Annotated in this window: 22 protein-coding genes; 13 read left to right on the top strand and 9 right to left on the bottom strand. The window is 63.7% G+C overall.

All coding sequences use genetic code 11. The annotated features are described in order from the left end of the window. Positions 1 to 20: 20 nt before the first annotated feature. The 4 genes from LDN82_RS20050 to LDN82_RS20035 are packed head-to-tail and all read left to right on the top strand — an operon-like array spanning position 21 to position 3,441. Positions 21 to 854, top strand: a complete 834-nt coding sequence (locus LDN82_RS20050; RefSeq protein WP_224165587.1) for a DUF1684 domain-containing protein — start codon at positions 21 to 23, stop codon at positions 852 to 854. Then, a complete protein-coding gene (locus LDN82_RS20045) occupies positions 851 to 1,918 on the top strand; it encodes an LLM class flavin-dependent oxidoreductase (RefSeq protein ID WP_224165586.1) in 1,068 nt (355 codons plus the stop codon). The genes LDN82_RS20050 and LDN82_RS20045 overlap by 4 nt, the downstream gene beginning before the upstream one ends. Positions 1,919 to 1,927: 9 nt before the next feature. Continuing rightward, positions 1,928 to 3,280: an NtaA/DmoA family FMN-dependent monooxygenase gene (locus LDN82_RS20040; protein WP_224165585.1), complete on the top strand. Its 1,353-nt coding sequence runs from the start codon at positions 1,928 to 1,930 to the stop codon at positions 3,278 to 3,280. A 17-nt stretch (positions 3,281 to 3,297) separates the two neighbouring features. Then, positions 3,298 to 3,441, top strand: a complete 144-nt coding sequence (locus tag LDN82_RS20035) for a hypothetical protein (RefSeq protein ID WP_224165584.1) — start codon at positions 3,298 to 3,300, stop codon at positions 3,439 to 3,441. Between the two features lie 13 nt (positions 3,442 to 3,454). Here the strand turns inward: LDN82_RS20035 and LDN82_RS20030 are convergent, their stop codons facing one another. The 3 genes from LDN82_RS20030 to LDN82_RS20020 form a co-directional block, all read right to left on the bottom strand. Beyond that, entirely contained in the window at positions 3,455 to 4,651 is a 1,197-nt protein-coding gene (locus tag LDN82_RS20030) for a VCBS repeat-containing protein (protein WP_224165583.1), read from the bottom strand. A 70-nt stretch (positions 4,652 to 4,721) separates the two neighbouring features. Beyond that, positions 4,722 to 5,162, bottom strand: coding sequence for a GNAT family N-acetyltransferase (locus LDN82_RS20025; RefSeq protein WP_224165582.1), 441 nt, complete (start codon positions 5,160 to 5,162; stop codon positions 4,722 to 4,724). 21 nt (positions 5,163 to 5,183) lie between these two features. Continuing rightward, on the bottom strand, positions 5,184 to 6,065 hold the full coding sequence (locus LDN82_RS20020; RefSeq protein WP_224165581.1) for an aldo/keto reductase: 882 nt from the start codon (positions 6,063 to 6,065) through the stop codon (positions 5,184 to 5,186). 223 nt (positions 6,066 to 6,288) lie between these two features. On the opposite strand from LDN82_RS20020, the gene LDN82_RS20015 reads away from it, so the two are divergent. Continuing rightward, positions 6,289 to 7,170 carry a helix-turn-helix transcriptional regulator gene (locus LDN82_RS20015; RefSeq protein ID WP_224165580.1) on the top strand — a complete coding sequence of 294 codons (882 nt, stop codon included), beginning with the start codon at positions 6,289 to 6,291 and terminating at the stop codon, positions 7,168 to 7,170. A 112-nt stretch (positions 7,171 to 7,282) separates the two neighbouring features. Further along, entirely contained in the window at positions 7,283 to 8,212 is a 930-nt protein-coding gene (locus tag LDN82_RS20010) for a threonine/serine dehydratase (protein WP_224165579.1), read from the top strand. Positions 8,213 to 8,302: 90 nt separating this feature from the next. Here the strand turns inward: LDN82_RS20010 and LDN82_RS20005 are convergent, their stop codons facing one another. Beyond that, entirely contained in the window at positions 8,303 to 9,286 is a 984-nt protein-coding gene (locus tag LDN82_RS20005; protein ID WP_224165578.1) for an ABC transporter substrate-binding protein, read from the bottom strand. 282 nt (positions 9,287 to 9,568) lie between these two features. Between LDN82_RS20005 and LDN82_RS20000 the strand changes: the two genes are divergently transcribed. Both LDN82_RS20000 and LDN82_RS19995 read left to right on the top strand, forming a co-directional pair. Further along, entirely contained in the window at positions 9,569 to 10,558 is a 990-nt protein-coding gene (locus LDN82_RS20000; protein ID WP_224089414.1) for an LLM class flavin-dependent oxidoreductase, read from the top strand. Between the two features lie 111 nt (positions 10,559 to 10,669). Beyond that, positions 10,670 to 13,306: a trehalase-like domain-containing protein gene (locus tag LDN82_RS19995; RefSeq protein ID WP_224165577.1), complete on the top strand. Its 2,637-nt coding sequence runs from the start codon at positions 10,670 to 10,672 to the stop codon at positions 13,304 to 13,306. 79 nt (positions 13,307 to 13,385) lie between these two features. Here LDN82_RS19995 and LDN82_RS19990 read toward each other — a convergent pair whose 3' ends face one another. Both LDN82_RS19990 and LDN82_RS19985 read right to left on the bottom strand, forming a co-directional pair. Further along, positions 13,386 to 14,312 carry an AEC family transporter gene (locus LDN82_RS19990; protein WP_224165576.1) on the bottom strand — a complete coding sequence of 309 codons (927 nt, stop codon included), beginning with the start codon at positions 14,310 to 14,312 and terminating at the stop codon, positions 13,386 to 13,388. Positions 14,313 to 14,457: 145 nt separating this feature from the next. Then, the gene (locus LDN82_RS19985) at positions 14,458 to 15,048 is read right to left on the bottom strand and encodes a TetR family transcriptional regulator (protein WP_224165575.1); all 591 of its coding nucleotides are present in this window, start codon (positions 15,046 to 15,048) and stop codon (positions 14,458 to 14,460) included. Positions 15,049 to 15,255: 207 nt separating this feature from the next. On the opposite strand from LDN82_RS19985, the gene LDN82_RS19980 reads away from it, so the two are divergent. From LDN82_RS19980 to LDN82_RS19965, 4 genes are read left to right on the top strand one after another with little or no spacing between them, the layout of a single operon-like run. Then, positions 15,256 to 16,707: an APC family permease gene (locus tag LDN82_RS19980; RefSeq protein ID WP_224165574.1), complete on the top strand. Its 1,452-nt coding sequence runs from the start codon at positions 15,256 to 15,258 to the stop codon at positions 16,705 to 16,707. A 39-nt stretch (positions 16,708 to 16,746) separates the two neighbouring features. Continuing rightward, positions 16,747 to 17,553, top strand: coding sequence for a MoaF C-terminal domain-containing protein (locus LDN82_RS19975; RefSeq protein ID WP_224165573.1), 807 nt, complete (start codon positions 16,747 to 16,749; stop codon positions 17,551 to 17,553). Between the two features lie 43 nt (positions 17,554 to 17,596). Then, on the top strand, positions 17,597 to 17,929 hold the full coding sequence (locus tag LDN82_RS19970; RefSeq protein ID WP_224165572.1) for a cupin domain-containing protein: 333 nt from the start codon (positions 17,597 to 17,599) through the stop codon (positions 17,927 to 17,929). A 13-nt stretch (positions 17,930 to 17,942) separates the two neighbouring features. Continuing rightward, positions 17,943 to 19,265 (top strand): NAD(P)/FAD-dependent oxidoreductase, encoded by a 1,323-nt coding sequence (locus LDN82_RS19965; protein WP_224165571.1) that lies wholly within the window; start codon positions 17,943 to 17,945, stop codon positions 19,263 to 19,265. Positions 19,266 to 19,337: 72 nt separating this feature from the next. Here LDN82_RS19965 and panD read toward each other — a convergent pair whose 3' ends face one another. Beyond that, positions 19,338 to 19,772, bottom strand: a complete 435-nt coding sequence (gene panD, locus LDN82_RS19960) for an aspartate 1-decarboxylase (protein ID WP_224165570.1) — start codon at positions 19,770 to 19,772, stop codon at positions 19,338 to 19,340. A gap of 140 nt (positions 19,773 to 19,912) precedes the next feature. On the opposite strand from panD, the gene LDN82_RS19955 reads away from it, so the two are divergent. Next, positions 19,913 to 21,874: an FG-GAP-like repeat-containing protein gene (locus LDN82_RS19955; protein WP_224165569.1), complete on the top strand. Its 1,962-nt coding sequence runs from the start codon at positions 19,913 to 19,915 to the stop codon at positions 21,872 to 21,874. Between the two features lie 7 nt (positions 21,875 to 21,881). On the opposite strand, the gene LDN82_RS19950 is transcribed toward LDN82_RS19955, so the two are convergent. Together LDN82_RS19950 and LDN82_RS19945 are read right to left on the bottom strand one after the other, a co-directional pair. Next, the gene (locus LDN82_RS19950) at positions 21,882 to 23,378 is read right to left on the bottom strand and encodes a rhamnulokinase family protein (protein ID WP_224165568.1); all 1,497 of its coding nucleotides are present in this window, start codon (positions 23,376 to 23,378) and stop codon (positions 21,882 to 21,884) included. A gap of 7 nt (positions 23,379 to 23,385) precedes the next feature. Continuing rightward, entirely contained in the window at positions 23,386 to 25,425 is a 2,040-nt protein-coding gene (locus tag LDN82_RS19945) for a bifunctional aldolase/short-chain dehydrogenase (protein ID WP_224165567.1), read from the bottom strand. Position 25,426: the final 1 nt, after the last annotated feature.

Below are 25,426 nucleotides of genomic sequence, written 5' to 3'. Positions count from 1 at the left end.
TGAACAGGAGCGACTCCAATATGCCTACGCACACTGAAACAGCACTCGAGGCCTTTGCCGAGGAGTGGCAGGAGTGGCATTCCGCCCATGAACGCCACCGTGCCCACCCGCACGGCTTTCTCGCCGTGACCCACCTGCACTGGCTGGACAGCAACCCGACCCGGTTGGAAGGCGTCCCCGGCACGTGGAGCGCGGAAGCCGACGTCGTACGGGTTGTCCTGGAGCCCGGCGAAAGCCTGCAGCAGGACGGTGTTGAACTCAAGCCCGACGCAGGTAAATCGCTGGAGTTCGGCCCGATCGAGGAACGCGGCGGCATCAACCTGGTTTCCGGCGATACCGTGATCGAGGTAGCCAAGAGGGGCGGCGAGTACATCGTGCGGCCGCGGAACCCGTCGAATGCCCTCTTGCGGGAGTACCAAGGTACACCCGCTTATGCACCCGACACGGCGTTCGCCGTGGCCGGTACGTTCGTGCCGTTCGAGGCCCCCCGCCCCACAACCGTGGGTGCCGCCGTCGAGGGTATCCAGCACGTCTACGAGGCACCGGGTGAGATCCGGTTCAAACTCGCCGGACAGGAATTGGCTCTGACGGCATTCAACGGCCACGCGCCGGGCTCGCTGTCCGTACTGTTCACAGACCAGACGTCGGGCAAAACCACGTATGCGGCCAACCGCTCGCTGTCCGTGGTTCCTGCAGCCGATGGCACCGTGCAGCTCGATTTCAACCGCGCCGTCAACCTGCCGTGCGCTTACACCGATCTCGCCACGTGCCCGCTTCCGCCCGCGGAAAACCGACTGCCCGTAGCCATCGAAGCCGGCGAGAAGATCCCTTACGAACGGCAGGACCAGAAGTGAGTACTTTCGAAGAACACACGGCCGGGTTCCTGGCCATCGAACTCGACGGCGCCGGGTATGAGGACCTCGCCCGGGCTGTCCTGGCCGCCGAGTCAGCCGGCTTCCACGTGGCCACCTTCGCGGATGCGCCGGTCCCGGGGAGGGTCAATGCTCTCCAGCGTGCAGCCTACGCCGGGCCCGTCACCAGGAATATCGCCCTGGTTCCGGAAGTGGACACCGTCTATACGGAGCCCTTCCACATTTCCACGCAGCTCGCGAGCCTGGACTACGTGTCCGGGGGCCGGGCCGGCTGGATCGCCACCGCAGCGGAGGCACCCGAGGCTGCTGCCGCCGTCGGGCGTTCCTTCGTTGAAGGTGATGCGCTCGCGCAGGAAGCTGCCGCATCCATTGAGGTTGGCCGCCGTTTGTGGGATTCCTGGGAGGACGACGCCGTGATCCGCGACGTCGCCACGGGACGGTACATCGACGTCGACAAGCTTCACTACGTGGACTTCGAAACGCCCGCCGATTTCGCGGGTCCCGGCTATTCCGTGAAGGGCCCGTCCATCATCCCCAGGCCGCTGCAGGGTCAGTTGCCGGTGCTGGCCGCTGCGTCCCTGGTGGGTGACGGTCAGGTTCCGGTGGATGCCGTGGACGCTGTGCTGGTGTCTGCTCCGACGCCCGAACTGCTCGCCGCCGAGGTTCGCCATGTGCGGGCCCGGCTTGGTGCTTCCGTCGCGATTGTCGCGGAGCTCGACGTCGTCCTCGACTCGCGGGGGCAGGCTGCGGCGTCGCGGTCGGACACCTCGCAGGACGACGGCAGGGCGCGTTTCGTCGGCTCGGCAGCCGGTCTCACCGACTACCTCGATTCGCTCCTGAAGGAGGCCGACGGCGTCCGTCTCCACCCGGCGTCGCTCGCCGTCGAGTTGGACGAACTTGCGCGGCTGGTCCTGCCCGAACTGAGGCGCCGCGGGTCTTTGCGTGCGCCGACCCAGGACGGAACGTTCCGTGGGCTGCTGGGCCTTGGACGCGCAGAGAACCGCTACTCGACGTCTGCCGCGGCCGCTGCTGCCGCCGGAAAGTAAGGGATCACCATGACACAGCACAACCGTGCTATTTTCCAGCCGAGTGGGCAGATCCAGTTCGGGATCTTCTTCCAGGGTGTCAACTCCGGCACTATCTGGAAGGCCCCCGAATCGGGTTCGCAAACCGACTTCGAATCCTTCCGCCGCATCGTCCAGACCGCCGAGCGCGGAAAGTTCGCGGCGTTCTTCCTCGGCGAAGGTCTGCGCCTCCGCGAACACCTCGGACGGCCGCACGCCCTGGACGTAGTGGGCCGTCCTGATGCTCAAACCATGCTCGCCGCCCTGGCCGCGGTGACCACGAACATCGGGCTGGTTGCCACGCAAAACACCACATACAACGATCCCGCGGACCTCGCGCATCGATTGTCCTCGCTGGACCTGATCTCCGGCGGCCGTGCCGCGTGGAACGTGGTCACCACGGACAACGCGTGGACCGGAGCCAATTTCCGTCGAGGGGGATACCTCGACCACGCCGACCGCTACAAGCATGCCGAAGCGTTCGTCGAAACGGCCAAGCGTATTTGGGACTCGTGGGAGACTTCTGCCGGACCGGCTCGCCGGGTGCTTCACGAAGGCCGGCACTACACGGTGGACGTCAGCCCACGATTGCCGCGGAGCGCCCAGTACCGGCCCGTGCTGTTCCAAGCCGGCGACTCCCCGGAAGGCCGGAACTTTGCAGCCCGCCAGGCAGATGTGATTTTCTCGGCCCACCCCAAATTCGACGACGCCGTGGAATTCCGGCGCGACATCGTGGCGCGCTCGGTCGATGCGGGCCGTGGGGCCAACGCCGTGCAGATCATGCCGGCCAGCGAGTTCATCCTGGCCGCCACTGACCGGGAAGCGCAGGAGAAAAAGGCCTGGGTTCGCAGCCTCCAGATTGGTCCGCAGCAAGCGATCGCCTACCTGGAGCAGTTCTGGGGCCGCGAGCTCACTGAGTACGATTCCGATGGCCCGCTCCCGGAGATTGATCCTGTAGTCGAGGAGACCTCGGAGACCCGCGGCAGCGGCTTCCACGGTGCGAAGGCCCGGCAGCTTGCGGACCAATGGCGTGCCGAGGCCAAGGACAAGGGCCTCTCAATCCGCCAGTTCGTCACCTCCCGCACCGCACGGGTGGACGCTACCTTCACCGGTTCCTACACCGCCGTCGCCGATCACCTCGCCCAGTTCGCCCGCGTTGGTGCGGTGGACGGGTTCAACATCTCGCCGTGGCTCATCCCCACCGGCTTGGACGACATCGTGAACCACCTGGTGCCCGAACTTCAGGAACGCGGCGTCTACCCCACGGAATACCGCGGCACCACGCTTCGCGAAAACCTGGGGCTGGAGACGCCGGTGCGTTCGAACGAGCCGGTGCAGGTCTGATGATGGCAGGATTGCCGATGAGGAAGCTGGTGCGGTGGCTCGGGTTCCAGCCGGGCCAACGTGAAACAGCGCCCGACGGCGGCGAGGCGGGTGCCGCCGTCGTCGACGTCTCGCGGGGGAACGTCAGTTTGCAGTTGGCTGTGTGGGGGCAGCCGCTCTAGCCGCCACTTGTGTTCAGAGAAGCGCCTTGAACACGTCCCACCCCGTGCCGATGGGGCCGTAGGGGCCATACATGCCTGTAGTTGAGGCGCCAGTGGCATAGGTGATGAGGTCGCCATTCGCGTCAACGGCGACGAGTTCGTTGTACTTCGTGTGGCCGGAGCTTCCAAGTCCGGCCACCTCGGAGAACGTCTGCCAACCAGTGCCAAGCCAGACAGGTTCCTCCCAGCTGCCTTCGCCGTCAGTGGGGTATTGGCGCAGATAGCCATATTGGTCGCGGCCGAATATATCTACGCCCCCGTCCGCGTTCATATCGCCGCCGGTGATGATTTTGTTCATGACCTGCCAGCCCCACCCGACCTGTTCCCGGGGAAGCCAGCCGCCGTCGCCGTCCCCCGGGTAGAGGAACAGACTGCCTGCGGCATCGCGTGCCAGCACATCGTTGGTGCCGTCGCCATTGAAGTCGCCCGGGCCTACGATGGCGTCGAAGATGCCCCATCCTTGGCCAACCTGTTCCCGGGCAAGCCAGCCACCTTCTCCGTCGCCAGGGTAAAGGAAGAGCTTTCCGGCAGAGTCCCTGCCCAGGAGGTCGTTGTACCCATCGCCGTCAAAGTCGCCGGGGGAGAAGACAACGTCAAAGACGTTCCACCCTTGGCCTACCTGGCGGGGTTCATCCCAGGAACCCCAGTACGACGGGCACGGGCCCTCGCAGGCGCCCTTGTAATAGGTGTACGTCCGCGGGTAAAGGATGAGCCTGCCGTCGTAGGTGCGGGCAAGGGGTTCAAAGTTGCCGCGCCCGGTCCACCCCATGGCCCTGCTGGAGGCCTTGATGGGCTGCGTTTCGCTGCTCAGCTGCGTGCCTGTCGGGCAACCCTGGTTCCCTGGCGTGAGGGGATGAACACGCATGGAGATACGGCTGCCCAGGTCTTCCGGCAGGATCCGCAGAGTGTCTCCTTGCCGTTCCTCCGGGAGTGGCTCGCCGTCACGTAGCCATTCCAAAGTGATGGCATCAGACGTTCCGTCCGGATTCCGGCAACCCCAATAGCTGTAGTCGTACTGTCGGCGGAGCTCCGCACCTACGTAAGGGACGCCGTCGATGATGGGTGTTGGCTGGTAGTCGGCCGTAGCGGGCCCTGTCCCGGCCACCGTGGCTGCCAGAGCTATCGCAGCAGCGCTTGCAAGCGTCCAAGCCCGCGCTCGATTTATCCCCATTGTTCCCCCCAGAAGACAGCAGCGATCGTGCATAGGTTTGTGCTGAGGCTACCGCATTGCGTTGGTTCAGTCAGGGGCTGGCTGTGGCCATCATGAAGACGTCGACGGGATCCTCGGATTCCAGCACGAAGCCGTGGCGTTCATAAAGCCGCCGGGCGGGGCTTCCTTGCAGAACGTCCAGGCGGAAGGGCCTCTCGTCCACGGACGCTGCCATGACATGCCGGAGCACGGCACCCCCGAGCCCTTTACCCTGATGCGCCGGGGCCACGTAGAAGTGTTCAATCCACCGCGCATCTGGCTCTGGGCGAACCGCAATGACCCCGGCATCCACACCGCCCGTATGGATCACGTAGGTGTGCTCCGGCTGGAAGCTGTTGAGGAAGCGCTCGCGGACACGGACAGGATCGAATCGCCCGAGCCGTTCCAAATCCGGACGCATCACCACCGCGCGGAGCTCGGCGATCCACGCGGCGTCGGAAGTTACACAGGGACGGAGGACGAAGTCAGCCATGCGAACAAGCCTATGGGGCGATCAGGCTTCGGGGATGACCATGGCAAAGCGCTCTTCCCGGGCTATGTCCGGGTCCGGGCCGTTGCGGTTGCCCGTGTCGAGGGCGTCGATGGCTGCGAGTTCTTCAACGCTGAGTTCAAAGTTGAACACATCGAAGTTCCCGGCGATGCGTGACGGGTTGGTCGACTTCGGAATGGCGGAGCGGCCCTGTTGCAGGTGCCAGCGCAGCATGACCTGAGCCGGGCTCTTGCTGTGTGCCTGCGCAATGCCGGCAAGCGTGGGATCGTCCATGACGTTCCTGCGTTCCTCGCCCCACCCCGGGTAGAACGTGATCCCGCCGATCGGTGACCACGCCTGGGTCAGGATGCCATGTTCGGCATCCGCAGCCTGAACGTCCGGCTGGGTGAAGTACGGGTGCAGTTCAATCTGGTTCACCGCAGGAACAACGTCGGTGGCCGCGAGGAGCTCCTTCAGGTGGTGCGGCATGAAGTTGCTGACACCGATCGCCCGGACGCGGCCATCAGAAAGCAATGTCTCCAGCGCTTTGTAGGCAGCGATGGTTTTCTCGAACCTGTCTGGAGCCGGCTGGTGCAGAATGAGCAGGTCCAAGGACTCGACGCCGAGCTTTCCCACAGCTTTGTCCCATGCGTGCAGGGTCTGCTCGTAGCCGTAGTCGCTGACCCAGACCTTTGTCTCGATGAAGACCTCGGACCTGTCCAGGCCCGATTTGCGGATGCCTTCGCCTACCTCGCGCTCATTACCGTAGGCTGCGGCAGTGTCGATGTGCCGGTAGCCGGTGGCAAGCGCGACCTCCACTGCCGCCGTCGTTTCTTCGGGGGCGCTTTGGAAGACGCCCAGGCCAAGTGCGGGCATAGCGACGCCGTTATTGAGTGTGATGTTCATGTTGCCTGTTCCTGTCGTTGCGTGTGGACGGGTCGTTGCGTGTGGACGGTTGTTAGGTGTGGACGGGCACGTTCTGCGCTTCCCCGGTGGGCGTATTTCCAGTCAACACCGGGCGGAGTCTCCGTGGGAGTGCATGCCATTACCCCCTTGAAGTGGGGCCTGGAAGGTTCAGGGTAACGCCAGAGCCTCCCTCGCCTGGGAGCCGCGGCGTAGCGTGGAGGGCATGACACACAGCGATGATGTGCGGAAGTTCCTGACCTCCCGCCGCGCAAGGATCACCCCTGAGGAGGCCGGGCTTCCCGCGTACGGTGGCAACCGGCGGGTAGCGGGGCTGCGCCGCGAGGAGGTTGCGATGCTCGCCGGCATGAGTGTCGACTACTACATCCGCCTTGAGCGGGGAAACCTTTCCGGCGCCTCGGACAGTGTCCTTGAAGCACTTGGTCGGGCATTGAAGCTCGACGACGCGGAGACCGCCCACCTTTACGACTTGGCCCGCGCTGCCACCGCAGCTCCCCGGGTGCGGCGCAAGCGCAGCCCACAAACAGTGAGGCCCAGTGTCCAGCGCGTCATTGACGCCATCACCGCTGCACCGGCCTGGGTACGCAACGACCGCGGGGACGTCCTGGCCGCCAATGAGCTGGGCAACGCCCTGTACATGGATTTGATGGCCGAAGAAACCAAGCCGCCCAACAGTGCACGCTTCACGTTCCTGAATCCAAAAGCCCGGGAATTCTTCGCCGACTGGGAACGGGCAGCTGATGACATAGTCGCGGTTCTGCGCTCCACTGCAGGGAAAAATCCCTACGACAAGGACCTCACGGACCTGATTGGTGAACTCTCCACCCGCAGCGAAGAATTCCGCATCCGCTGGGCCCGGCACGATGTGAAGTATCACCGCACTGGGCGCAAACGGCTTCACCACCCGGTGGTCGGGGACCTGGATCTCACCTTTGAAGCCCTTGAGCTGCCCGCAGACCCGGGGCTGAGGATCAACGTCTATACCGCCGACCCCAACACCACCTCAGAGGACGCCCTGAAAGTCCTCGCCAGCTGGGTAGCGACCCAACGCGAAACTACGGAAGCGGCAGTTAACGAGAAGAAATGAACCCGTCAACAGTGCTGACCATTCTGCGGGGGTCGCAGGGCAGGTGTCCGCCTGGACCATAGGATGTTCCGCCCGGACCATAGGATGAGACGGACGAAAGGTGCAGCACACGATGGTCACACGTGAAGAAGTAGAAGCGGCATACTCACGGACGGCAGGCTGGGTACGGCACACACCGGTGGTTGAGAGCGGCAACCAGGAGCCGTATCACCTGTGGTTCAAGTGCGAGTACATGCAGCACACGGGAACGTTCAAAGCCCGGGGCGCCTTCAACCGCTTGCTCACGGCGGGGGAGAACGGCGAACTGAACCCGGAGGTTGGCATTGTGGTGGCGTCCGGCGGCAATGCGGGCTTGGCCAACGCCTACGCTGCGTCCAAGCTCGGAGTTCCTGCCACCGTGTTCGTCCCCGAGGCCGCGCCCGCCGCCAAGGTCCACAAGTTGTTCGCCAGCGGGGCCCGGGTAGTCCAAGGAGGTTCTGAGTACGCCGAGGCCTACGCTGCAGCCGTGAAGTTCGCCGAGGAATCCGGGGCGATCTATTGCCATGCCTATGACCAGCCCGAGATCGTGGCCGGCGCAGGTGGCGTTGGCCTGGAACTGCTGGACGAACTGCCCGACGTCGATACCATCCTGGTTGCCGTAGGTGGCGGTGGGTTGATGGGCGGCATTGCCGCCGCGGTTGAAGGCCGGGCCCATGTGGTGGGCGTCGAGCCTGAGACGGTTCCCACGCTGCACACCGCCTTGGCGAAGGGAGAGCCTGTGGATGTGGCGGTCTCCGGGATCGCCGCGGACTCCCTGGGCGCACGGCGAATTGGCGAGATCGGATTCGGCGTTGCCCGTCGCACGGGCGTGCAGAGCGTGCTGGTCAGCGACGAAGACGTCGTCCAGGCCCGCCGCAAGCTGTGGGAGGAGTACCGAATGGTGGTGGAACATGGAGCGGCGGCAGCCTACGCGGCGCTGCTCTCAGGAGCTTACGTTCCCAAGGACGGCGAGACTGTCGCCGTCATTCTCTGCGGCGCCAATACTGATCCCGCACACTTCTAGGACCGTTCAGGGCGTCCGGCGCAAGAATCCCCGCCGGTTGGTGTCCGGCGGGGATTCGACGTCGGCAGGTCTGCCCTGCCACAGCGGTTCCTACTTTTTGGGCAGGCCTGCCGGGTTCAGTTCGGACGCAGGGATGGCCTCGGAGGACAGGCCCCAACGGTCCAGGATCTTGGCGTAACTGCCGTCCTTGATGAGGTGGTTGATGGCAGCCTGCGCAGCCGCAGCAAGGCCGTTGTCCTTCTTGGTAGTGAACGCAATCTCAGCCTTCAGTGGCCAGCCGCCGTTGAGCGTGCCCACTTCCTTGGTCTTGCCATCCTTCGCTGCCTTGTAGGCTGCGGAGGCGTTGGGCCCGAACGTCAGGTCCGCGCGGCCCGACTGGAGGGCGAGCTGGGAGGCGGAGTCGTCGTCGTAATACTGGAACTCAACCGGCTTCAAGCCGTTCTTCTTGTTCTCCTCGTCCCAGCGCACCAGGATCGCTTCCTGGTTGGTGCCTGAACCGACGATCACGCGCTTGCCGGCGACGTCCTTGGCTTCCTTGACCTCTGAAATATCCGAATCGGCCTTGGCATAGAAGCCCAGGAGGTCATTGCGGTAGGTCGCGAAATCGAACTTTTCCTTGCGTGCTTCGGTGACCGTGACGTTGGAGAGGACGGCCTCATACTTGCCCGACTCGACGCCGAGGGGCCAGTCGGCCCATGCCACCGGCAGCACTTCAACCTGCAGGCCAAGGCTCTCGCCGATGGCGTACGCGAGGTCAACCTCGCTGCCGATCAGCGTCTTGTTGTCCGTAGCGAACAGGCTCAACGGTGGGGTTCCACCGGTTGAGGCCACCGTCAGTTTGCCATCGGCCTTGATGGCCTCCGGAACCAGGGCCGCGGCTGCGGAGTCAACGGTCACCTTGATGCGGTCCTGTTCGGGCGACAGGTTGAAGTCTTTGGAGGCGGCGCTTGAAGAAGAGCCCGACGACGGTGCTGTCGCCGCCGTCGCGCCCGGATCCGAGCAGGCGGCGAGCCCCAGTAGGGCCGTAGCGGCCAGCGCCGCGGCCAGGCCGGTCTTGGCTGCAAAACGTGCCATGGTTTCCCCTTATTTATCCCTCACTGGGACGTCAGATGCGTACTTGTGGCTGCAACTATCCAGCAGGGCGGGAACGCGGTCAAAGCATTCTGAAACGCTGGGATACAGGGGGTAATTGCGGTTAATCGGGAGTCGAACGAGGTCACAAACGCTTCCGGAGAAACCGGAAGAAGCCCCTGCGCGACGCAACTCACAGAAATAAGCCGGGGACCGCCGTCGTTGTCGCTAGAGTGCCCGCCATCAACAGTGCGGGTGCCGCGAAACGTACCGAAAGGCATCCCCGTGACTGTTCCTCTTTCCATCCTGGACCTGGCAACCATCGGAAAGGGCCAGACCGTGGCGGAAAGCCTCGCCGGCAGCGTGGCCATGGCGCAGAAGGCCGAAGAGCTGGGCTACCGCCGGGTCTGGTACGCCGAGCACCACAACATGTCAGCCATCGCTTCCTCGGCAACGAGCGTGCTGATCGCTCACGTCGCCGCCCACACCAACACCATCCGGCTTGGTGCAGGTGGCGTCATGCTTCCGAACCACTCGCCGTTGACCATTGCCGAGCAGTTCGGCACCTTGGAGACGCTGCACCCGGGACGCATCGATCTGGGCCTTGGCCGCGCCCCGGGCAGTGACCAGAACACCATGCGTGCGCTTCGCCGCGACCATACGTCCTCGGATGCTTTCCCGCAGGATGTCCTGGAACTGCAGGGCTACCTCACCGGACCCACCCGCATCCAGGGAGTCGAAGCGACGCCGGGCAAGGGCACCAACGTGCCGCTGTACATCCTGGGTTCCTCGCTCTTTGGAGCACAGCTGGCTGCGCAGCTTGGGCTGCCCTACGCTTTCGCTTCGCACTTCGCGCCTGCCGCCTTGCAGGATGCCGTGGCTATTTACCGCAGGGACTTCAAGCCCTCGGAACAGTTGTCCGAACCGCACGTGATCGCAGGGGTTAACGTCACTGCAGCGGACAGCAATGCCGAGGCCCAGGCGATCCACCTCGCCGTGAAGCGGGCCCGTGTCTCGTTGTTCTTTGGCGGCGGCCGGCAGTTCACGGATGACGAAGCGGATATGGTTCTGGATTCCCCGCAAGGCCAGCACATTTCCCAAATGATGAAGTACTCCGCAGTCGGCACGCCGGACGTTGTGCGCGACTACCTTGACGAGTTCGCGAAGCACGCCGATGCGGACGAACTCATCGTTGCCCACCAGAGCATTGGCACACAGGAACGCCTGCGGTCGGTGGAACTGGTTGCCGAGGTTGCGGGGCTTGTCAGCGCGTAGGGCCCGGCATCGAAAATAAATTCGAAAGCTTTACGCATTTGCAATGATTCAGGCATGACGCCGAAACTCCACAGGCGGAGACTATAGCTATCTGCAGTGGAAGGATCCGCTATGCCTACGCCCTTAAACCAATCAGCCGCTGACTCCGCGCTGCTGATGAACTCGTTGCCGCTTGGCCTGCTCCGGACCTTGCTCCGGACGGACGCGCAGCAGGGCATCACACCGCAGTTGATGGCGGAGCTTAGGGCCATTGCGCGCGTCCCGGGCCTGCTGGTGGCGTGCAACTATGGCGGCACTCTTTGCTCAGCTGAAGGGACCTCCACCGAGACCCTGCCGCTGGACAGTGCCGCTGTGGCTCTCCGTGCGCTCGCAGCACTTCCCAATACGCATACCGCCATCATTTCCGGCCGGTCATTGCGCGACCTTGCTGCAGTGTCCAGGCTGCCGGCCGAAGTTCATTTGGTGGGCTCCCACGGCGTGGAGTTCGACATGGGCTATGCGTACACCCTGTCCCTGGCCACGGAAACCCTGCTCCAGCAGGTGGCCACGGCATTGACTGAAGCGGTCGCCTTCGAGAAAGGCATCAGCATCGTCCGCAAGCCGGTGGGCGTTGCTGTCCACACCCGGCCCGCGACGCCGGAAGTGGTGGAACGCGTCATCTTCCGTTCCCAGCAGATTGCCATTGAGTACGGGCTCTACTTCATCATCGACGGCTCCGTGCTGGACCTTACCGTTGAGGAACCGGCCAAGGGCCAGGCCCTGGAGCAGCTTCGCTCGCGCCTGGGTGTGAGCGCTGCCCTTTACGCGGGCGACGCCGAAAGCGACGAAAAGGCGCTCGCCACTTTGCGCGGTCCTGACCTGGGCCTTCACGTCGGGCCCGGGAGTACGACGGCGGCACACACCATTCCGGACCCGGAAGCCTTTGCACGCGTGCTGGCTTTGTTGTTCGAACTGCGGCGGGCGTGGCTGTTCGGCGAGGACGCCGTGGGGCTCGAGCGGCATTCGATGATCGGGAATGGCACGTCGACGGCGTTGCTCACCCCTGACGCCAAGGTTTGCTGGATGACCCACCCCCTGCCGGACTCGGGGTCCCTGTTTGCCCATATCCTGGGCGGAGAGCCAGCAGGCCACTTCAGCATCGAGCCAGTCAAACCCTCGCAGGTACTCGCCCAGCGCTATGTGGACAACACCATGATCGTGGAGACCCGTTGGGCCGACGTCACGGTGACGGACTATCTTGAGCCCGCGCCTGAAGGCATCACCAGCCTGGTCCGTGTTCTGTCCGGCACGGGCACGGCCCGGATAGTCTTCGCGCCCCGGCCGGACTATGCCACTGCCCCGTTCAGCATGGAGATCCGTGGCGAGGAAGTCCACATCATGGGCACCTCGGATCCCATCATCCTCTCGGCGCCCGGGGTTGCCTTCCAGCTCACCAGCGACGGCAGGTACGCCACTGCCACCGCGGAAGTGCCGCTGCAATATGGTCCCGTTGTGCTGAACCTGCGCTGCGGAGACACAGAGCCGCCACCCGCGGACCCGGTTGGAGAGCCGGCGCGGCGTGCCGCCGTCGGGCAGTCCGCCCGGGAGTGGGTCAGGACGCTGCAGCTGCCCACCATCAAGACCGCGCTGGTGCGGCGCTCGGCGCTGGTTCTGAGGTCGCTGGTGCATGAGCCCACGGGTGCTGTCCTTGCGGCGCCAACTACCTCCTTGCCGGAGGGAATTGGCGGGACGCGCAACTGGGACTACCGGTATTGCTGGCTTCGCGACGGGTCCATGACCGTAAATTCCTTGGTGAGCTTGGGCTCTACGGACGAGGCCGACGGGTTCCTTCGTTGGCTTGGCCGCATCCTGGAAACTGCGCCCGGGCCGGAGTGGCTCCACCCGCTGTACTCGGTGACCGGTGCCCCGCTGTCCACGGAAGCGATCGTCGAGAGCCTTCCAGGCTACGCCGGTTCGCGTCCGGTGAGGATCGGGAACGCTGCGGACCACCAGGTGCAGCTGGACGTCTTCGGGCCGATTGCCGAGCTGATTCATGATCTTGGCGAGCGGCGCGGGTACCTGCCGGATGAGCATTGGTTCCTGATGGAGCAGATGGCCCACGCCGTCATTGCCCGCTGGCACGAGCCGGACCACGGAATCTGGGAAGCGCGCCGACCGCCACGGCACCACGTTTACACAAAGGTCATGTGTTGGGTGACGCTGGACAGGGCCTTGCGGGCTGCTGCTTTGCATGGTCGTGTGCCACACGAGGACTGGGCGCCGACAGCCGCCAGGATCCGGAAGGAAGTCCTGCGGAAGGGCTGGGACGAGTCCGCACGGTCCTACACCGTGGCGTACGACAGCCCCGACCTGGATGCCGCAGTGCTGCATATCGGCTTGTCCGGCCTGCTGGATGTCCAGGACCAGCGGTTCCTGGATACCGTAACGGCTGTTGAGCGCGAATTGCGGGTGGGTCCCACCGTCTTTAGGTACAGGTACGACGACGGCCTGCCGGGTTTGGAGGGCGGCTTCCACATCTGTACTACCTGGCTGATCGAGGCGTACCTTGCTGTTGGCCGCTTGGACGATGCCCTGGAACTGTTCAACCAGCTGGTGGCTTTGTTTGGTCCTACTGGCCTGCTGCCGGAGGAGTACGATCCTGCCTCGGAAACGCATCTGGGGAACCACCCGCAGGCGTACTCGCACCTGGGCTTCATCCGGTGTGCACAGCTCCTGGACCATTACCTGGCCAGCGCAGACGTGGAGTAGCCCAACTGAGTCGCAGTTGAGCGCGTTTTGAGCGCCCAAAACGCGCTCAACTGCGACCTAGTTGGGGGAGGCGGGGCGATTAGGTGAGGAGCAGTGCCACGGCGATCATCGCGGGCACGGCGACGATTGTCGTGATGAGCACGGTGTCCTTAGCAACGGTGACGCCCGCACGGTAGCGGGTGGCGGCGACGAACACGTTCTGGGCCGTAGGGAGTGCTGCCGTCACCACCACGGCGAACAGCGCGTGGCCGTCCATCCCCAAGGCAAAACGGGCAAAAACGTAAGCGATTGAAGGGTGCACGAACAGCTTGAACCCGCTGGCCAGCAAAGTGTCCAGGCGGCGGCCGGCATCCTTCTGCAAAGGCCTTGACCCATTCAGGCTCATACCGAACGCCATCAACATGGCCGGAATCGCAGCGCCCCCAATCAGGTGGATCGGCTCCAGAATGAGCGTCGGTACCTGGAAACCCGTTCCTGCCACCAGAAGTCCAAGCCCCGAGCCCACGATCATCGGGTTCTTCACGATCATCAGCAGGAAACGCAGGGGAGTGGTGCGGTGCGTACTCGTGCTCGCGTCCAAGGCCATCAAGTACAGGGGAGTGAAGAACGCGAGCTGGAAGATCAGCAGCGGCGCAACGTAGCTCGCGTCACCCAGGACAAACACCGCAATGGGGATGCCAAGGTTCGCGGAGTTCGCCAATGAAGAACTCATAGACGACATCAGGGCCTCGGGCATAGAGCGCTTCAGCCAGAACTTTACGATCAGGAAAAACAGCAGCCCCGTGATCATGGCCCCCACCGCGGTGACCAGCAAGGGAGCGGCAAACACCTCGTGCAGCTTCGCCTTGCTCAGGGTTTCAAACAGCAGGGCCGGGCTTGCGACGAAGAACGTCAACGAGCTCAACACGGAGCGGGCATTCTCACCCAGGATCCCGCGGCGCCCGACGAACATGCCCACCAGGATGATGGCCCACACCACGAAGAACCCGGACAGGACGCCGATCATGAGGGCGTGCGGGCGGGGAAGCGTTGGGTCACGAACAACAGCCTAGCCACATCGCCGCGGTGAGTAAGCGTTTTCTGGCGAGAGTTCCGTCATACGGACACTCAACGCGCGACGTCGGCACTCACCTGAGCGTCGACGTCGCGCGCTATTTGCTGGCCGCCGGCCCGTTCGTGGCCTCGAGTGCGGATATCAGCCGACCGACCTGGGTAACAGCCGAGCGGATTTTGGTGGCATCGCTGATGGTGAGGAATTGAAGCATGAGGCCGTCCAGGGCAGCGAAGATGGCAAGCGACGCTTCGCCGCTGGTATCGAGCCCCCGTTGGCTCAGTGCTTCTTCCACCGTGCCCACATAATTCGCGTACAGCCGTTCAACCATGGCGCGAATCTGTGGATTGCGCCTGGACTCGAGGATCATTTCGAACTGGAACAGCTGCAGCTCCGGTTCCGCGGAGACCGTGGCTATGAGCGAGTCGGCAAAAGCCTCATCAAAGTCCGCGATCCCTGCCAGCCCGGTTTCCTCGATGGACCGTTGAACTGACCACTCCATGGTGGCGGCGAGGAGTCCCTCAATGGAGCCGAAGTGGTGGGTGACCAAGGCGTGGTTGACGCCGGCGCGGGCAGCAACTGATCGGTAGGTAACGCCGCGCAGGCCTTTCTCCCCAACAACGTCCACGACGGCAGAAAGCAAGGCGTCCCTGCCGTCTCCGTAGGGCAACTTGCGTGCTTCCTGACTCATACAGCGAGTTTAGCGGTGTGGAAATCAGTGAGGGGAACCCATTGACACTCAGAACTATACAAACGTATAGTTCTGAGTGTGGCGGGCGTCACCTCCCGCACCAAGAGCAGCTTCAGCCTCGCCGCCCGGGCATTCGTCCCCAGCCGCAGGGCTCCCTATCCCTCCGCAGTGGCGATGGCGCCAATGCACTTAGGAAAGAACAGCCTCATGAACAAACCCAGCCAGATCGCCGCCGTAGACGGCGTCAAACATTCCGCTCCAGCCGCGGGCCCCGTCCGGCTCAGGGCGGACAAGCTTGGCGTCGTAGCCGTCGCCTTCTTCGCCATTGCGGCGGCAGCGCCGATGGCAGCCGTGGTCGGAGCCAGTCCCGTGATCTTCTCTGCCAGCGGGCCGGCAACCCCGGTCATCTATGTCATAGCCGCCCTGTTGGTAGCGCTCTTTTCAGTGGGCTACCTCAGAATGAGCCAACACATCACCAATGCCGGAGGCTTCGTTGCGTACATAGCCAAGGGGCTGGGCACCAAGTGGGCTACAGGCGGCGCTGGAATCGCAATTCTCACCTATCTCAGCCTCCAAATCGGCCTGTGGTCGCAGTTCGGCGTCTTTGCCGGGCAGCTGGTGGAGAGCCTCACCGGCATTGGGTTGCCGGTCTACTTCTGGGTTGTCGCGGTGCTGGCGCTCACCACTTGGCTGACCATGAAAGGCGTGGACGCCAGCCTGAGGGTGCTCGGAGTGCTCATCCTCGGCGAAACGCTGGTGGTTGCCGTGCTGGTTGGCTCCCTGATAGCCCAGAAAGGGCTTGGAATCTTCACCTTCGCAGGGTTCACGGGAGAGAACATTTTTGGGCCGGGCCTTGGGATCTCCCTGTTGTTCGCCTTTGCCTGCTTCACCAGCTTCGAGGCGACCGTAGTCTTCGCCGAGGAGGCAAAGAATCCACGGCGCACCATCCCGCGGGCTGCCTACCTTGTCATCGCCTTTGTCGGCGTTTTCTACGCTGTTTCCACGTGGGCCATTGGAGGTTCCATCGGGATCGACGGCATCCAGGCGGTGGCCACGGAAAATCCCTCCGGCATGATCTTCGAACTCGCCGAAGCCAGCGCCGGTGCATGGCTCAGTGTCGCCATGCAGGTGCTGGTTGTCACCAGCTTCATAGCGATGCTTCTGGGCCTATCCAACATGTTTTCCCGATACCTGTTTGCGCTCGGTCGATCCGGCGCACTCCCGGCCAAACTGTCTTCTGTTTCGAATTCCGGGGCACCATCCCTCGCGGGTCTGGTCAACTCCCTGGTTGTCCTGGCAGTGATCAGTGCGTTCCTGCTGGCCGGTGCTGATCCCCTGGCCACCGTCTTCGCGTGGTTCGTGGCCCTGGGAACGGCGGGCTTCATCTCCATCCTGCTGCTGACTTCCGCCGCCATCCTTGCCTACTTCGCCAAAAACCGGATTCGGGACAACCTCTGGGTGACCGTCATCGCGCCAGCGCTCTCCCTCCTGGCGTTCATCGTGGTCGCCTACCTGACCTTGGACAACTATGACGTCCTGCTGGGAGGCGCGGGAGACGTAGCACGCTGGCTCCTCCTTGGCGTACCGCTTTTCTTTGTGGCCGGCCTGGTTCGTGGAACGCAAAAGCCCACCATCAACTACGCCGCCGAAATTGTCTGAACACCTCAATCGTCTGACACCCAGGAAAGGGCCAATTACGTGATTACAACCGAACTCCAGGACTACATCCCCGAAGAAGAATGGCCGCCGGTATCAACAATGCTCGACGGCTTTGGGGACCAGACCCTGCCGGCCTCGGACGCGTTGTCCGGCACCACCCTCCGGCTCGCGACGAACCACTCTGAAGTCAGCGAGTACCGCTTCCAGGACGCCACGACCCTGGAATGGTCCGAGCCCACTTCAAGCGGGAGCGCCACCTACAAGGCCATCGAGGCCCGTCCCGGCATCTTCATCATCGATTTCGTCCGCGGACAGCACAAGGAAGAAAAATCCGACGCCGAAAACGTCACCATAATCTTCGACAACAACACCGGTGCCATCACCACCGCCGTGTCCGGATTCGTTATCCGGGATAGCAAAGTCCGCTGCACCACCGAATTCGTGCACTCCAACGTCAACGGTCCCGCTGACGCAATCTACCAACGTTCCCCCGGACTTATCGGAAAACGCATCTTCTACCGTTACAGCGACGTCGAAACCTACGAGCACATCTATTTGAACCAAGGAACCTTCACGTGGCATTGCGTGCGCGGAGGGGAAGCAGGACTGGCTGATACTGACCGTTGCATGACCTGGGCCGTTGCAGAGGACCTGTATCTCTTCTTCTGGACGGAAAAGGTCATGACGGTTGACGCGGTACTCCTGATTGACCTTCGGGAACAGCGCTCCATAGGCCGGATGTTCGGTTGGGATGATCCCGCGGCGGAACCGGTGATTCTGCCGTTCAACTCACGGCTCAGCGTTCTGAACACCACGGGTTACCCCCAGGACACCCACAAGCACTAGTCGCGCACCAACGCAGAACAACCCACGAATCAGGAGCAACACCATGTCCCGGATCTTCCATGCCCATCTTGACCCCACAGCGTTTGAACCCTTTGCGCTCGGCAGCGTCCAATGGCTTCGCCGCCCGGGCGACAACGGGAATGAGTCGTTGAGCGGAGGCATCTGGAAAGTCACCCCGGAGGAGGCACCGGATCCATTCGACCTACCGATTGACCAGGATGAAACCATTTACATCGTTTCCGGCCACCTGCTCATCGAGGTTAAGGGAGGAGAGCGCCTTGAGCTCACGGAGGGTTCCATGGCTTCCCTCTCCAAGGGGGCGATGACCCGCTGGACTGTCCTCGAGCCGACCATCGAATTCTTCGTTTACAGCTGAGTGGGGGAGCCAAGTGGAAACCTCCGACGTCATCATTATTGGAGCTGGCTTTGCCGGGCTCACGGCCGCCCGCGAGCTGTCCAAGGGCGGCCACACCACTATCCTGCTGGAGGCGAGGGACCGGATAGCTGGACGGACGCATCTCGACGAGCGCCTTGGACGAAACCTGGAACTCGGCGGCACCTGGGTGCACTGGACCCAGCCGTACGTTTGGGCAGAGATGGGGCGTTACGGGATCAAGGCCGTTCCTGGTCCGGAGTTCACCAAGGCCTATTGGACGGCGGGCGGCCACCAACACGAGGGCGACGCCGTGAGTTTACTGGAATTGCTGGACGCGCCTAATCGCCGGCTCCTGGCCGACTCACGGCGCTACTTCCCCATGCCGTGGTCTCCTTTGGACAACCCGGACGTGGCGGACATTGACGGGCTCACGCTCTCGGAAGCCATCGATCGCTTGGAACTGCCCGAGGACCAGCGCCAGCTCCTGAGATCATTCTGGACATTGAACTTTAACGGCAGGCTCGATCAAGCCGCCTACACACAGGCACTCCGATGGTGCGCCGTGGCCAGCGGTGACTGGCAGCTCATGTTTGAGGCATGCGCGAGCTTCAAGATCGACGGCGGAACACGTCGTCTCGCTGAGGCGATCCTGGCCGATTCAGCAGCGCAGTTGCGCCTGAACCAACATGTGGCGTCCATCGAGCAGGACGAGGCCGGGGTGGTCGTGACAACCGAAGGAGGCAAGCAATACGCAGCCCGGCAGCTCATTCTCGCCCTCCCGCTCAGCGTGCTGAACGACCTCGAAATCCGGCCTGCTCTTTCGCCCCGAAAAAGGGAGGCGGCGGCCAAGGGGCAGGCCGGCCGCGGCGCGAAACTATGGGTCAAGGTCCAAGGCCGGCAGGAACGGTTCGTCGCTCTTGGCCCTGAGGCAGGGGCACTGAACTTCGTCCAGGCGGAGTACATCGACCACGACAGCACCACCCTCGTCTGCTTCGGACCCGACGCCGGCGCCGTGGACGTGGACGACATCGACGCCGCGCAACGACACCTGGACAGCATTGTTCCGGGGCTGAAAGTGCTCGACGTCGCCGGGCATGACTGGGTTGCCGATGAGCACGCAAGGTCCACCTGGCCCATGCACTACACGGGCTATCTCACCCAGTACTTGGCGGAACTTCAGCGGCCCGAGGGCAGAATCCGTCTCGCGGGATCAGACTTTGCCAACGGTTGGGGAGGTTTCATCGATGGGGCCATCGAAAGCGGCCTCGACGCCGCACGGGAAGTATCGGGGGCGCTCGCGCTCGAGTGTCAGGACACGGCCGCCGTCAGCGGCTAAACCGACCCGAAACGCGCCCGACGTCGGCACTCACTTCTTGAGTGCCGACGTCGGGCCTTTAGCTTTGGCGGTTCAGTTGCTGAGGTGGGCCGCGTTGCTCAGCGCGTGGGGCGGGCGCATGAGCCCGGGGGTGTGGCCCTCCGCGGGGTCGTTGCCGAGCTGCAGGATCTTGTTGTCCTTGCCGACATGGACAACCCTGGGCTCGTAAGCGCGGGCTTCTTCCGTCGTCATCTCGGCATACGTGATGAGGATGACGAGGTCGCCCACATGGACTTGGTGGGCAGCCGCTCCGTTGATCCCGATGACGCCGGAACCGCGCTCGCCGGCGATGGTGTAGGTCTCCAGCCGGGCGCCATTGGTCACGTCAACGATCGAGACGAGTTCGCCCGGAAGGATGTCAGCCGCGTCCAGGAGGTCAAGGTCGACAGTGACCGAACCGACGTAGTGAAGATCGGCATGGGTCACCGTTGCGCGGTGGATCTTGGACTTGAACATTGTGCGGATCATAATGCGATCAGTTTAGCGTGGCACCCTCATCCGGCGCTGTGACGTACCAGACGCCTCTGGTTTTTGGCGCCGCCCATCGATACTGTTTGACGATCGGCGTCGGATGCTCAGATCCGCGACGCCGGAAGCCGGGGGGATTCATGGGTTCAAGTAAAGGGATTTTCCGCGCGCCGAACGTCCGTGTGGGCGTAGCCGCCGTGGTCATGGCATTTGTGATGGTGACAGGACTCATACCCGCAGCCAACGCGGCGCCCACGGTCTTCCCGCAAGCCCTGGCCCCAGGCAACGCCGTTCCGACGGCGACCCTCGAGCCGCCGTCCAGCATTGCCGTGCCTGCCCGTTCCATTGCGTTCAACCGTGACGGTTCGCGTGCCTTCGCGGCGGGCGGCGATAAGTTCCACGCGATCGACGTTGCCAGCGACACCGTCGTTGCGAGTGTGGACGTTCCCGGCGCAGGTGACATGGTCCTCTCACGGGACGAAACGACCGCTTTCGTAGCTGCCGGCATCGGTATTCCGAACGTGACGATCATTGACGTGGCTTCGATGCGGGTCACTGGTGCGGTATCCATGGAAAAGGCCGGGAAACTGGCTGTTTCGCCGGACGGCGCCACCGTGTACGTGTCGGACGAATCCATAGCGGCCGGCTCCGTGGTTGTCATTGACGTCGCTGCCAGGAAAATCAAAACGGTGTTGCCGGTAGGGTCGGGCCCCGGCAGGCCAGTCTTCGTAGCCGGTGGCGCGAAAGTCTATGTCCCGAACTTGTTTGATGACACCGTCACCGTCATCAACGCTGCAACGAACACGGTCAGCAAAACTGTCCCTGTCCCCGTGGGGGTTTACGGCGGAGCCTTGTCGGTGGATGGATCCCGGGTCTACTTCACCTTCAGCAGTACCCAGGAAAGCGGTCTTTCCGTGGTGTCCGTTGCTACCGACGCGTTGATCGGGACCATTAGAACGACGAGTGAGCCGTCCCTTCCCGCACTGACTCCCGACGGCAAAACCGGTTACGCGGTGGACCAGGAACCCGGCAGATACGTCAACGGCCGCTTCGAAGCCGGTGCCTATTTCGTGGTCACGCTGGACCTCGTGAACAACACCTCCACGGCACTCGAGAACGGGTACGCAGGGCGGGACAAGCCCGTAGCGCGGGTCAGTACGGATGGCACCCGGCTCTACATAGTGGGAACCTTTGCCGTGGTCAGGGCCTTGCCTTCGCAGAAATTCCTGGGAACGGAGTTCATGGGTGAGAATCCCGAGAATTTCACCCTCGAGCCGGGCGGAAGCAAAGGCTACGGGACGTTCATCGACGGAAACAGGATCTTAGTTCTCCGCGCCCCGGTCATTGAACATATCCGCAAGGACTACAACTCGGACGGCGCCACGGACGTCCTGGCCAGGGACGGGAACGGTGCGTTGTGGCTCTACCCTGGCAACGCCAACGCAGGCTGGCTCCCACGCAAGCAGGTGGGCTCTGGCTGGAACGTCATGAACCTCATTGCCACCCCGGGGGACTTCAACGGCGACCACCGGCCGGACATCCTGGCGCGCGACGGTGTCGGCGACCTCTGGCTATACCCCGGAAACGGGGCCTCGGACTGGCTGCCCCGGTCCAAGGTGGGTACGGGCTGGAACTCGATAACCACCGTCGTCACCCCCGGAGATTTCAACTTCGATGGCAAGACGGACATAGTCGCCCGTGACGGTGCCGGTGATCTGTGGCTTTATCCCGGCGACGGCACCGGCGGCTGGCTGCCCCGTACCAGGATCGGCACGGGGTGGAACGAGATGACGGCGATCCTCGGTCCGGGCAATACCAATGAAGCCGGCAATGACATCCTCGCCCGGGATCGCGCAGGCACCCTTTGGCTTTACCAACGGACCACAGCCGGGGAATGGCGCAGCAGGATGCTGGTGGGGATCGAGTGGAACGGGATGACCGCCATGGTGACCCCAGGGGACTTCGACAGCGACGACCAGCCAGACCTCCTGGCCCGCGACGGCACCGGAAACCTCTGGCTGTATCCCGGGAGGCCATCGGGCGGATACATGGCCCGAGTGCTGGTGGGGGTTGGCTGGAACGTCATGACGGTCATCGCTTGACCGTTCGTTACACCAGCGCCCCTGCCGGTTCGTACCGCTCCAACTGGGTGCCGGCAGCAACGAGGGCCCGTATTTCCGCCAGCCCACCGGTCACGACGCCCGCCGCGCGGGCCTGGACCAGGACGTTGCCCAGTGCAGTCGCCTCAACGGGGCCGGCGACTACGGGTTTGCCTGTCGCGTCTGCCGTGAGCTGGCACAAAAGACGGTTCTGCGAACCACCGCCCACAATGTGCACCACGTCCACGCCCCGGCCCGCGAGCCGTTCAGCGTCCGCGAGCGTACGGGCATAACCCGCCGCGAGGCTGTCCATGATGCAACGCACGACGGCGGCGGGCCGGTCCGGGAGCAGCGCACCGGTGTTACGCACGGCTGAGCGGATACGATCCGGCATGTTGTCCGGAGCTGTGAAGACGGGATCGTCGGCGTTGATCTGCGGGCCGCCGGCGGGGAGTGCTGCCGCGGCGTCGAGCAACGAAGTCAGCGATTGGCTGAAACCTTGGGCCGCCCACGAGCGTTGGCACTCGCTGAGCAGCCAGAGCCCGCCGACATTCCGCAGATACCGGATAGTGCCGTCCACGCCGCGTTCGTTGGTGAAGTTGGCCTTGCGGCTTGCCTCGCTGAGCACGGGAGCGTCCAGCTCCACGCCCACCAGGGACCAGGTTCCGGAGGAGATGTAAGCAAAGTTCTCTGCTTGGGCCGGGACAGCCGCGACGGCCGAAGCGGTATCGTGCGAACCCACGGCAACCACAGTGGTGTCCGCGGGCAGTCCGGTCCGTTCCAGGATCGCCGGCAGCAGCGTGCCCACTGTTTCGCCGGGCTGGATGAGCGGAGGGAATATGTCTCCGGGCAGGCCCAGTGCGTCCAGGAACTCTGTGGCCCACTCTCCCGCAACAGCGTCAAAGAGGCCTGTGGTGGAAGCATTGGTGGCCTCGGTGCGACGCTCTCCCGTGAGCAGGAAGGCGATCAAGTCCGGAATGAGCAGTGCCTGCAGCCCGTCCAGCTTTGGTTCCGCCGCCAGCTGGTACAGCGTGTTGAACTGCAGGTACTGCAAGCCCGTGGTGGCGTAGAGCCTGGCAGGGTCAATGACAGAATGCACTCGTTGCACGGTGCCGCGGCTGCGTTCGTCTCGATAGCTGTAAGGCACAGAGACGAGTTCCCCGGCCTCGTTCACCAGGCCGTAATCGACGGCCCACGTGTCGATGCCGATGCTCGCGATGCGCTCGCCGTTTTCCTGCGCCACCGCAGCGGCCGCGGCCAGCCCCTTGAGCACCTCAGCGAACAGGGCGTCGAAGTCCCAGTGGAGGCCGCCGTCGAGCTCTACAACTCCGTTGGGGAAGCGGTGGATGGTCTCGAGGGCCACACCCGAAGTGGGCGAGACGCGGCCCAGCATGACACGACCGGAGGAGGCGCCAATGTCGATGGCGGCGAAAACGTGCCTTGCGTGGTGCGAGGACACCGCCCCGGCGCGTGCCGGGGCGGTGTCTGCGGTTGAACTGTTGCTCATGACAGCCCTAGCGCAGGAAGGCAGCAGCAACGCCCGCGTCCACGGGGATGTGCAGGCCGGTGGTGTGGGACAGTTCGTTGCTGGTGAGCACGGAGACTGCGTTGGCAACGTGTTCCGGGAGGACTTCGCGCTTGAGGAGCGTGCGCTGGGCGTAGTACTTGCCCAGTTCCTGCTCGTCCACGCCATATACCGCTGCACGCTTGGCGCCCCAGCCGCCAGCGAAAATGCCGGAGCCGCGGACCACGCCGTCGGGGTTGATGCCGTTGACGCGCACGCCGAACTCGCCGAGTTCAGCCGCGAGCAGGCGGACCTGGTGTGCTTGGTCTGCCTTCGTGGCGGAGTAGGCGATGTTGTTCGGGCCGGCGAACACCGAGTTCTTCGAGGAGATGTAGATGATATCCCCGCCCATGCCCTGCTCGATCATGACCTTGGCCGCGGCTTTGGACACCAGGAACGAGCCCTTGGCCATGACGTTGTGCTGCAGGTCCCAGTCCTTCTCCGTGGTTTCCAGCAACGGCTTGGAGATGGACAGGCCGGCGTTGTTGACCACCAGGTCCAGGCCGCCGAACGCGAGCACGGCTTCCTGGATTGCGGCTGCGATCTGGGCTTCGTCGGTCACGTCAGCCTGGACGCCGATCGCGACGTCTGAGCCGCCCAGTTCTTCGGCGACCTTCTGCGCGTTCTCAAGGTTCAGGTCGGCAATCACGACGCACGCGCCGTCGGACGCCAAACGGGTGGCGATCGCCTTGCCGATGCCCGACGCCGCACCGGTCACCAGCGCGATGCGGGTGGCGTGGGACTTGGGCTTGGGCATGCGGGCGAGCTTGGCTTCTTCCAAGGCCCAGTACTCGATGCGGAACTTCTCGGATTCCTCGATCGGGGCATACGTGGAGATGGCCTCAGCGCCGCGCATCACATTGATGGCGTTGATATAGAACTCGCCGGCCACGCGGGCGGTTTGCTTATCCTTGCCAAAGGAGAACATGCCCACGCCCGGGACCAGCACGATCGCCGGATCGGCGCCGCGCAAAGCTGGTGAATCGGCGTCGGCGTGCCGGTCGTAGTACGCCTGGTAATCCTCGCGGTAGTCCGCGTGCAACTCCTTGAGGCGGTCCACGGCTTGTTCCAGAGGGGCATCGGCAGGCAGGTCCAGGACCAGGGGCTTGACCTTGGTGCGCAGGAAGTGGTCCGGGCAGGAGGTGCCCAGCGCGCCGAGGCGCGGGTGCTCGGCGGACTCGAGGAATTCAAGAACGACGGCGTCATCGCTGAAGTGCCCCAGCTGCGGTTTGTCCGTGGAGGCCAGGCCGCGGATCACGGGTGCGAGGGCGGCTGCCTTGGCTTTGCGCTCAGCTTCCGGGAGGGCGCCGTAGCCCGGGAGCTTGGCACCGAAGGGCTCGGCCTTGCCGTTCTCCGCGATGAACTTCTCTGCCTGGTCGATGATCCACAGCGAGTTGGCCTCGGCCTCTTCGCTGGTGGCGCCCCAGGCAGTGATGCCATGGCCGCCAAGGATGGTGCCGATGGCCTGCGGGTTGGCTTCCTTGATCGCGGCGATGTCCAAGCCAAGCTGGAATCCGGGACGACGCCACGGAACCCACACCACCTTGTCGCCGAAGACCTTGGAGGTCAGTGCTTCGCCATCCACGGCGGTAGCGATTGCGATGCCCGAGTCGGGGTGGAGGTGGTCCACGTGTGCGGCATCCACCAGGCCGTGCATGGCGGTATCGATCGATGGTGCAGCGCCGCCCTTGCCGTGCAGGCAGTAATCGAACGCGGCCACCATTTCGTCTTCACGCTCGACGCCGGGGTAAACATCCTTGAGTGCCTGCAGCCGGTCCAGGCGGAGTACAGCGAGGTTCCCGGCCTTCAGCGTGCCGAGGTCGCCGCCGGAGCCCTTGACCCACAGGAGCTCGACGTCCTGGCCAGTAACAGGGTCCTTCTCGGTCCCCTTGGCGGAGGTGTTGCCGCCAGCGAAGTTGGTGTTCCGCTTGTCCGTGCCGAGGCGGTTGGAACGGGAAATCAGGTCTTCAACAGTCTTGTTCGTGGTCATG

Source organism: Arthrobacter sp. StoSoilA2 (assembly GCF_019977195.1).
Classification (GTDB): Bacteria; Actinomycetota; Actinomycetes; order Actinomycetales; family Micrococcaceae; genus Arthrobacter.
This window is presented reverse-complemented; position numbering and strand designations above follow the sequence as displayed.

Bases quoted from the DNA above. Each gene is read 5' to 3' on its own strand.
- LDN82_RS19945 (WP_224165567.1), bottom strand. From the start codon at position 25,425: ATGACCACGAACAAGACTGTTGAAGACCTGATTTCCCGTTCCAACCGC.
- LDN82_RS20005 (WP_224165578.1), bottom strand. From the start codon at position 9,286: ATGGCACGTTTTGCAGCCAAGACCGGCCTGGCCGCGGCGCTGGCCGCT.
- LDN82_RS19955 (WP_224165569.1), top strand. From the start codon at position 19,913: ATGGGTTCAAGTAAAGGGATTTTCCGCGCGCCGAACGTCCGTGTGGGC.
- LDN82_RS19950 (WP_224165568.1), bottom strand. From the start codon at position 23,378: ATGAGCAACAGTTCAACCGCAGACACCGCCCCGGCACGCGCCGGGGCG.
- LDN82_RS20050 (WP_224165587.1), top strand. From the start codon at position 21: ATGCCTACGCACACTGAAACAGCACTCGAGGCCTTTGCCGAGGAGTGG.
- panD (WP_224165570.1), bottom strand. From the start codon at position 19,772: ATGATCCGCACAATGTTCAAGTCCAAGATCCACCGCGCAACGGTGACC.
- LDN82_RS19995 (WP_224165577.1), top strand. From the start codon at position 10,670: ATGCCTACGCCCTTAAACCAATCAGCCGCTGACTCCGCGCTGCTGATG.
- LDN82_RS19970 (WP_224165572.1), top strand. From the start codon at position 17,597: ATGTCCCGGATCTTCCATGCCCATCTTGACCCCACAGCGTTTGAACCC.
- LDN82_RS19985 (WP_224165575.1), bottom strand. From the start codon at position 15,048: ATGAGTCAGGAAGCACGCAAGTTGCCCTACGGAGACGGCAGGGACGCC.
- LDN82_RS20025 (WP_224165582.1), bottom strand. From the start codon at position 5,162: ATGGCTGACTTCGTCCTCCGTCCCTGTGTAACTTCCGACGCCGCGTGG.
- LDN82_RS20020 (WP_224165581.1), bottom strand. From the start codon at position 6,065: ATGAACATCACACTCAATAACGGCGTCGCTATGCCCGCACTTGGCCTG.
- LDN82_RS19980 (WP_224165574.1), top strand. From the start codon at position 15,256: ATGAACAAACCCAGCCAGATCGCCGCCGTAGACGGCGTCAAACATTCC.
- LDN82_RS20015 (WP_224165580.1), top strand. From the start codon at position 6,289: ATGACACACAGCGATGATGTGCGGAAGTTCCTGACCTCCCGCCGCGCA.
- LDN82_RS20030 (WP_224165583.1), bottom strand. From the start codon at position 4,651: ATGGGGATAAATCGAGCGCGGGCTTGGACGCTTGCAAGCGCTGCTGCG.
- LDN82_RS19990 (WP_224165576.1), bottom strand. From the start codon at position 14,312: ATGATCGGCGTCCTGTCCGGGTTCTTCGTGGTGTGGGCCATCATCCTG.
- LDN82_RS20010 (WP_224165579.1), top strand. From the start codon at position 7,283: ATGGTCACACGTGAAGAAGTAGAAGCGGCATACTCACGGACGGCAGGC.
- LDN82_RS20040 (WP_224165585.1), top strand. From the start codon at position 1,928: ATGACACAGCACAACCGTGCTATTTTCCAGCCGAGTGGGCAGATCCAG.
- LDN82_RS20035 (WP_224165584.1), top strand. From the start codon at position 3,298: ATGAGGAAGCTGGTGCGGTGGCTCGGGTTCCAGCCGGGCCAACGTGAA.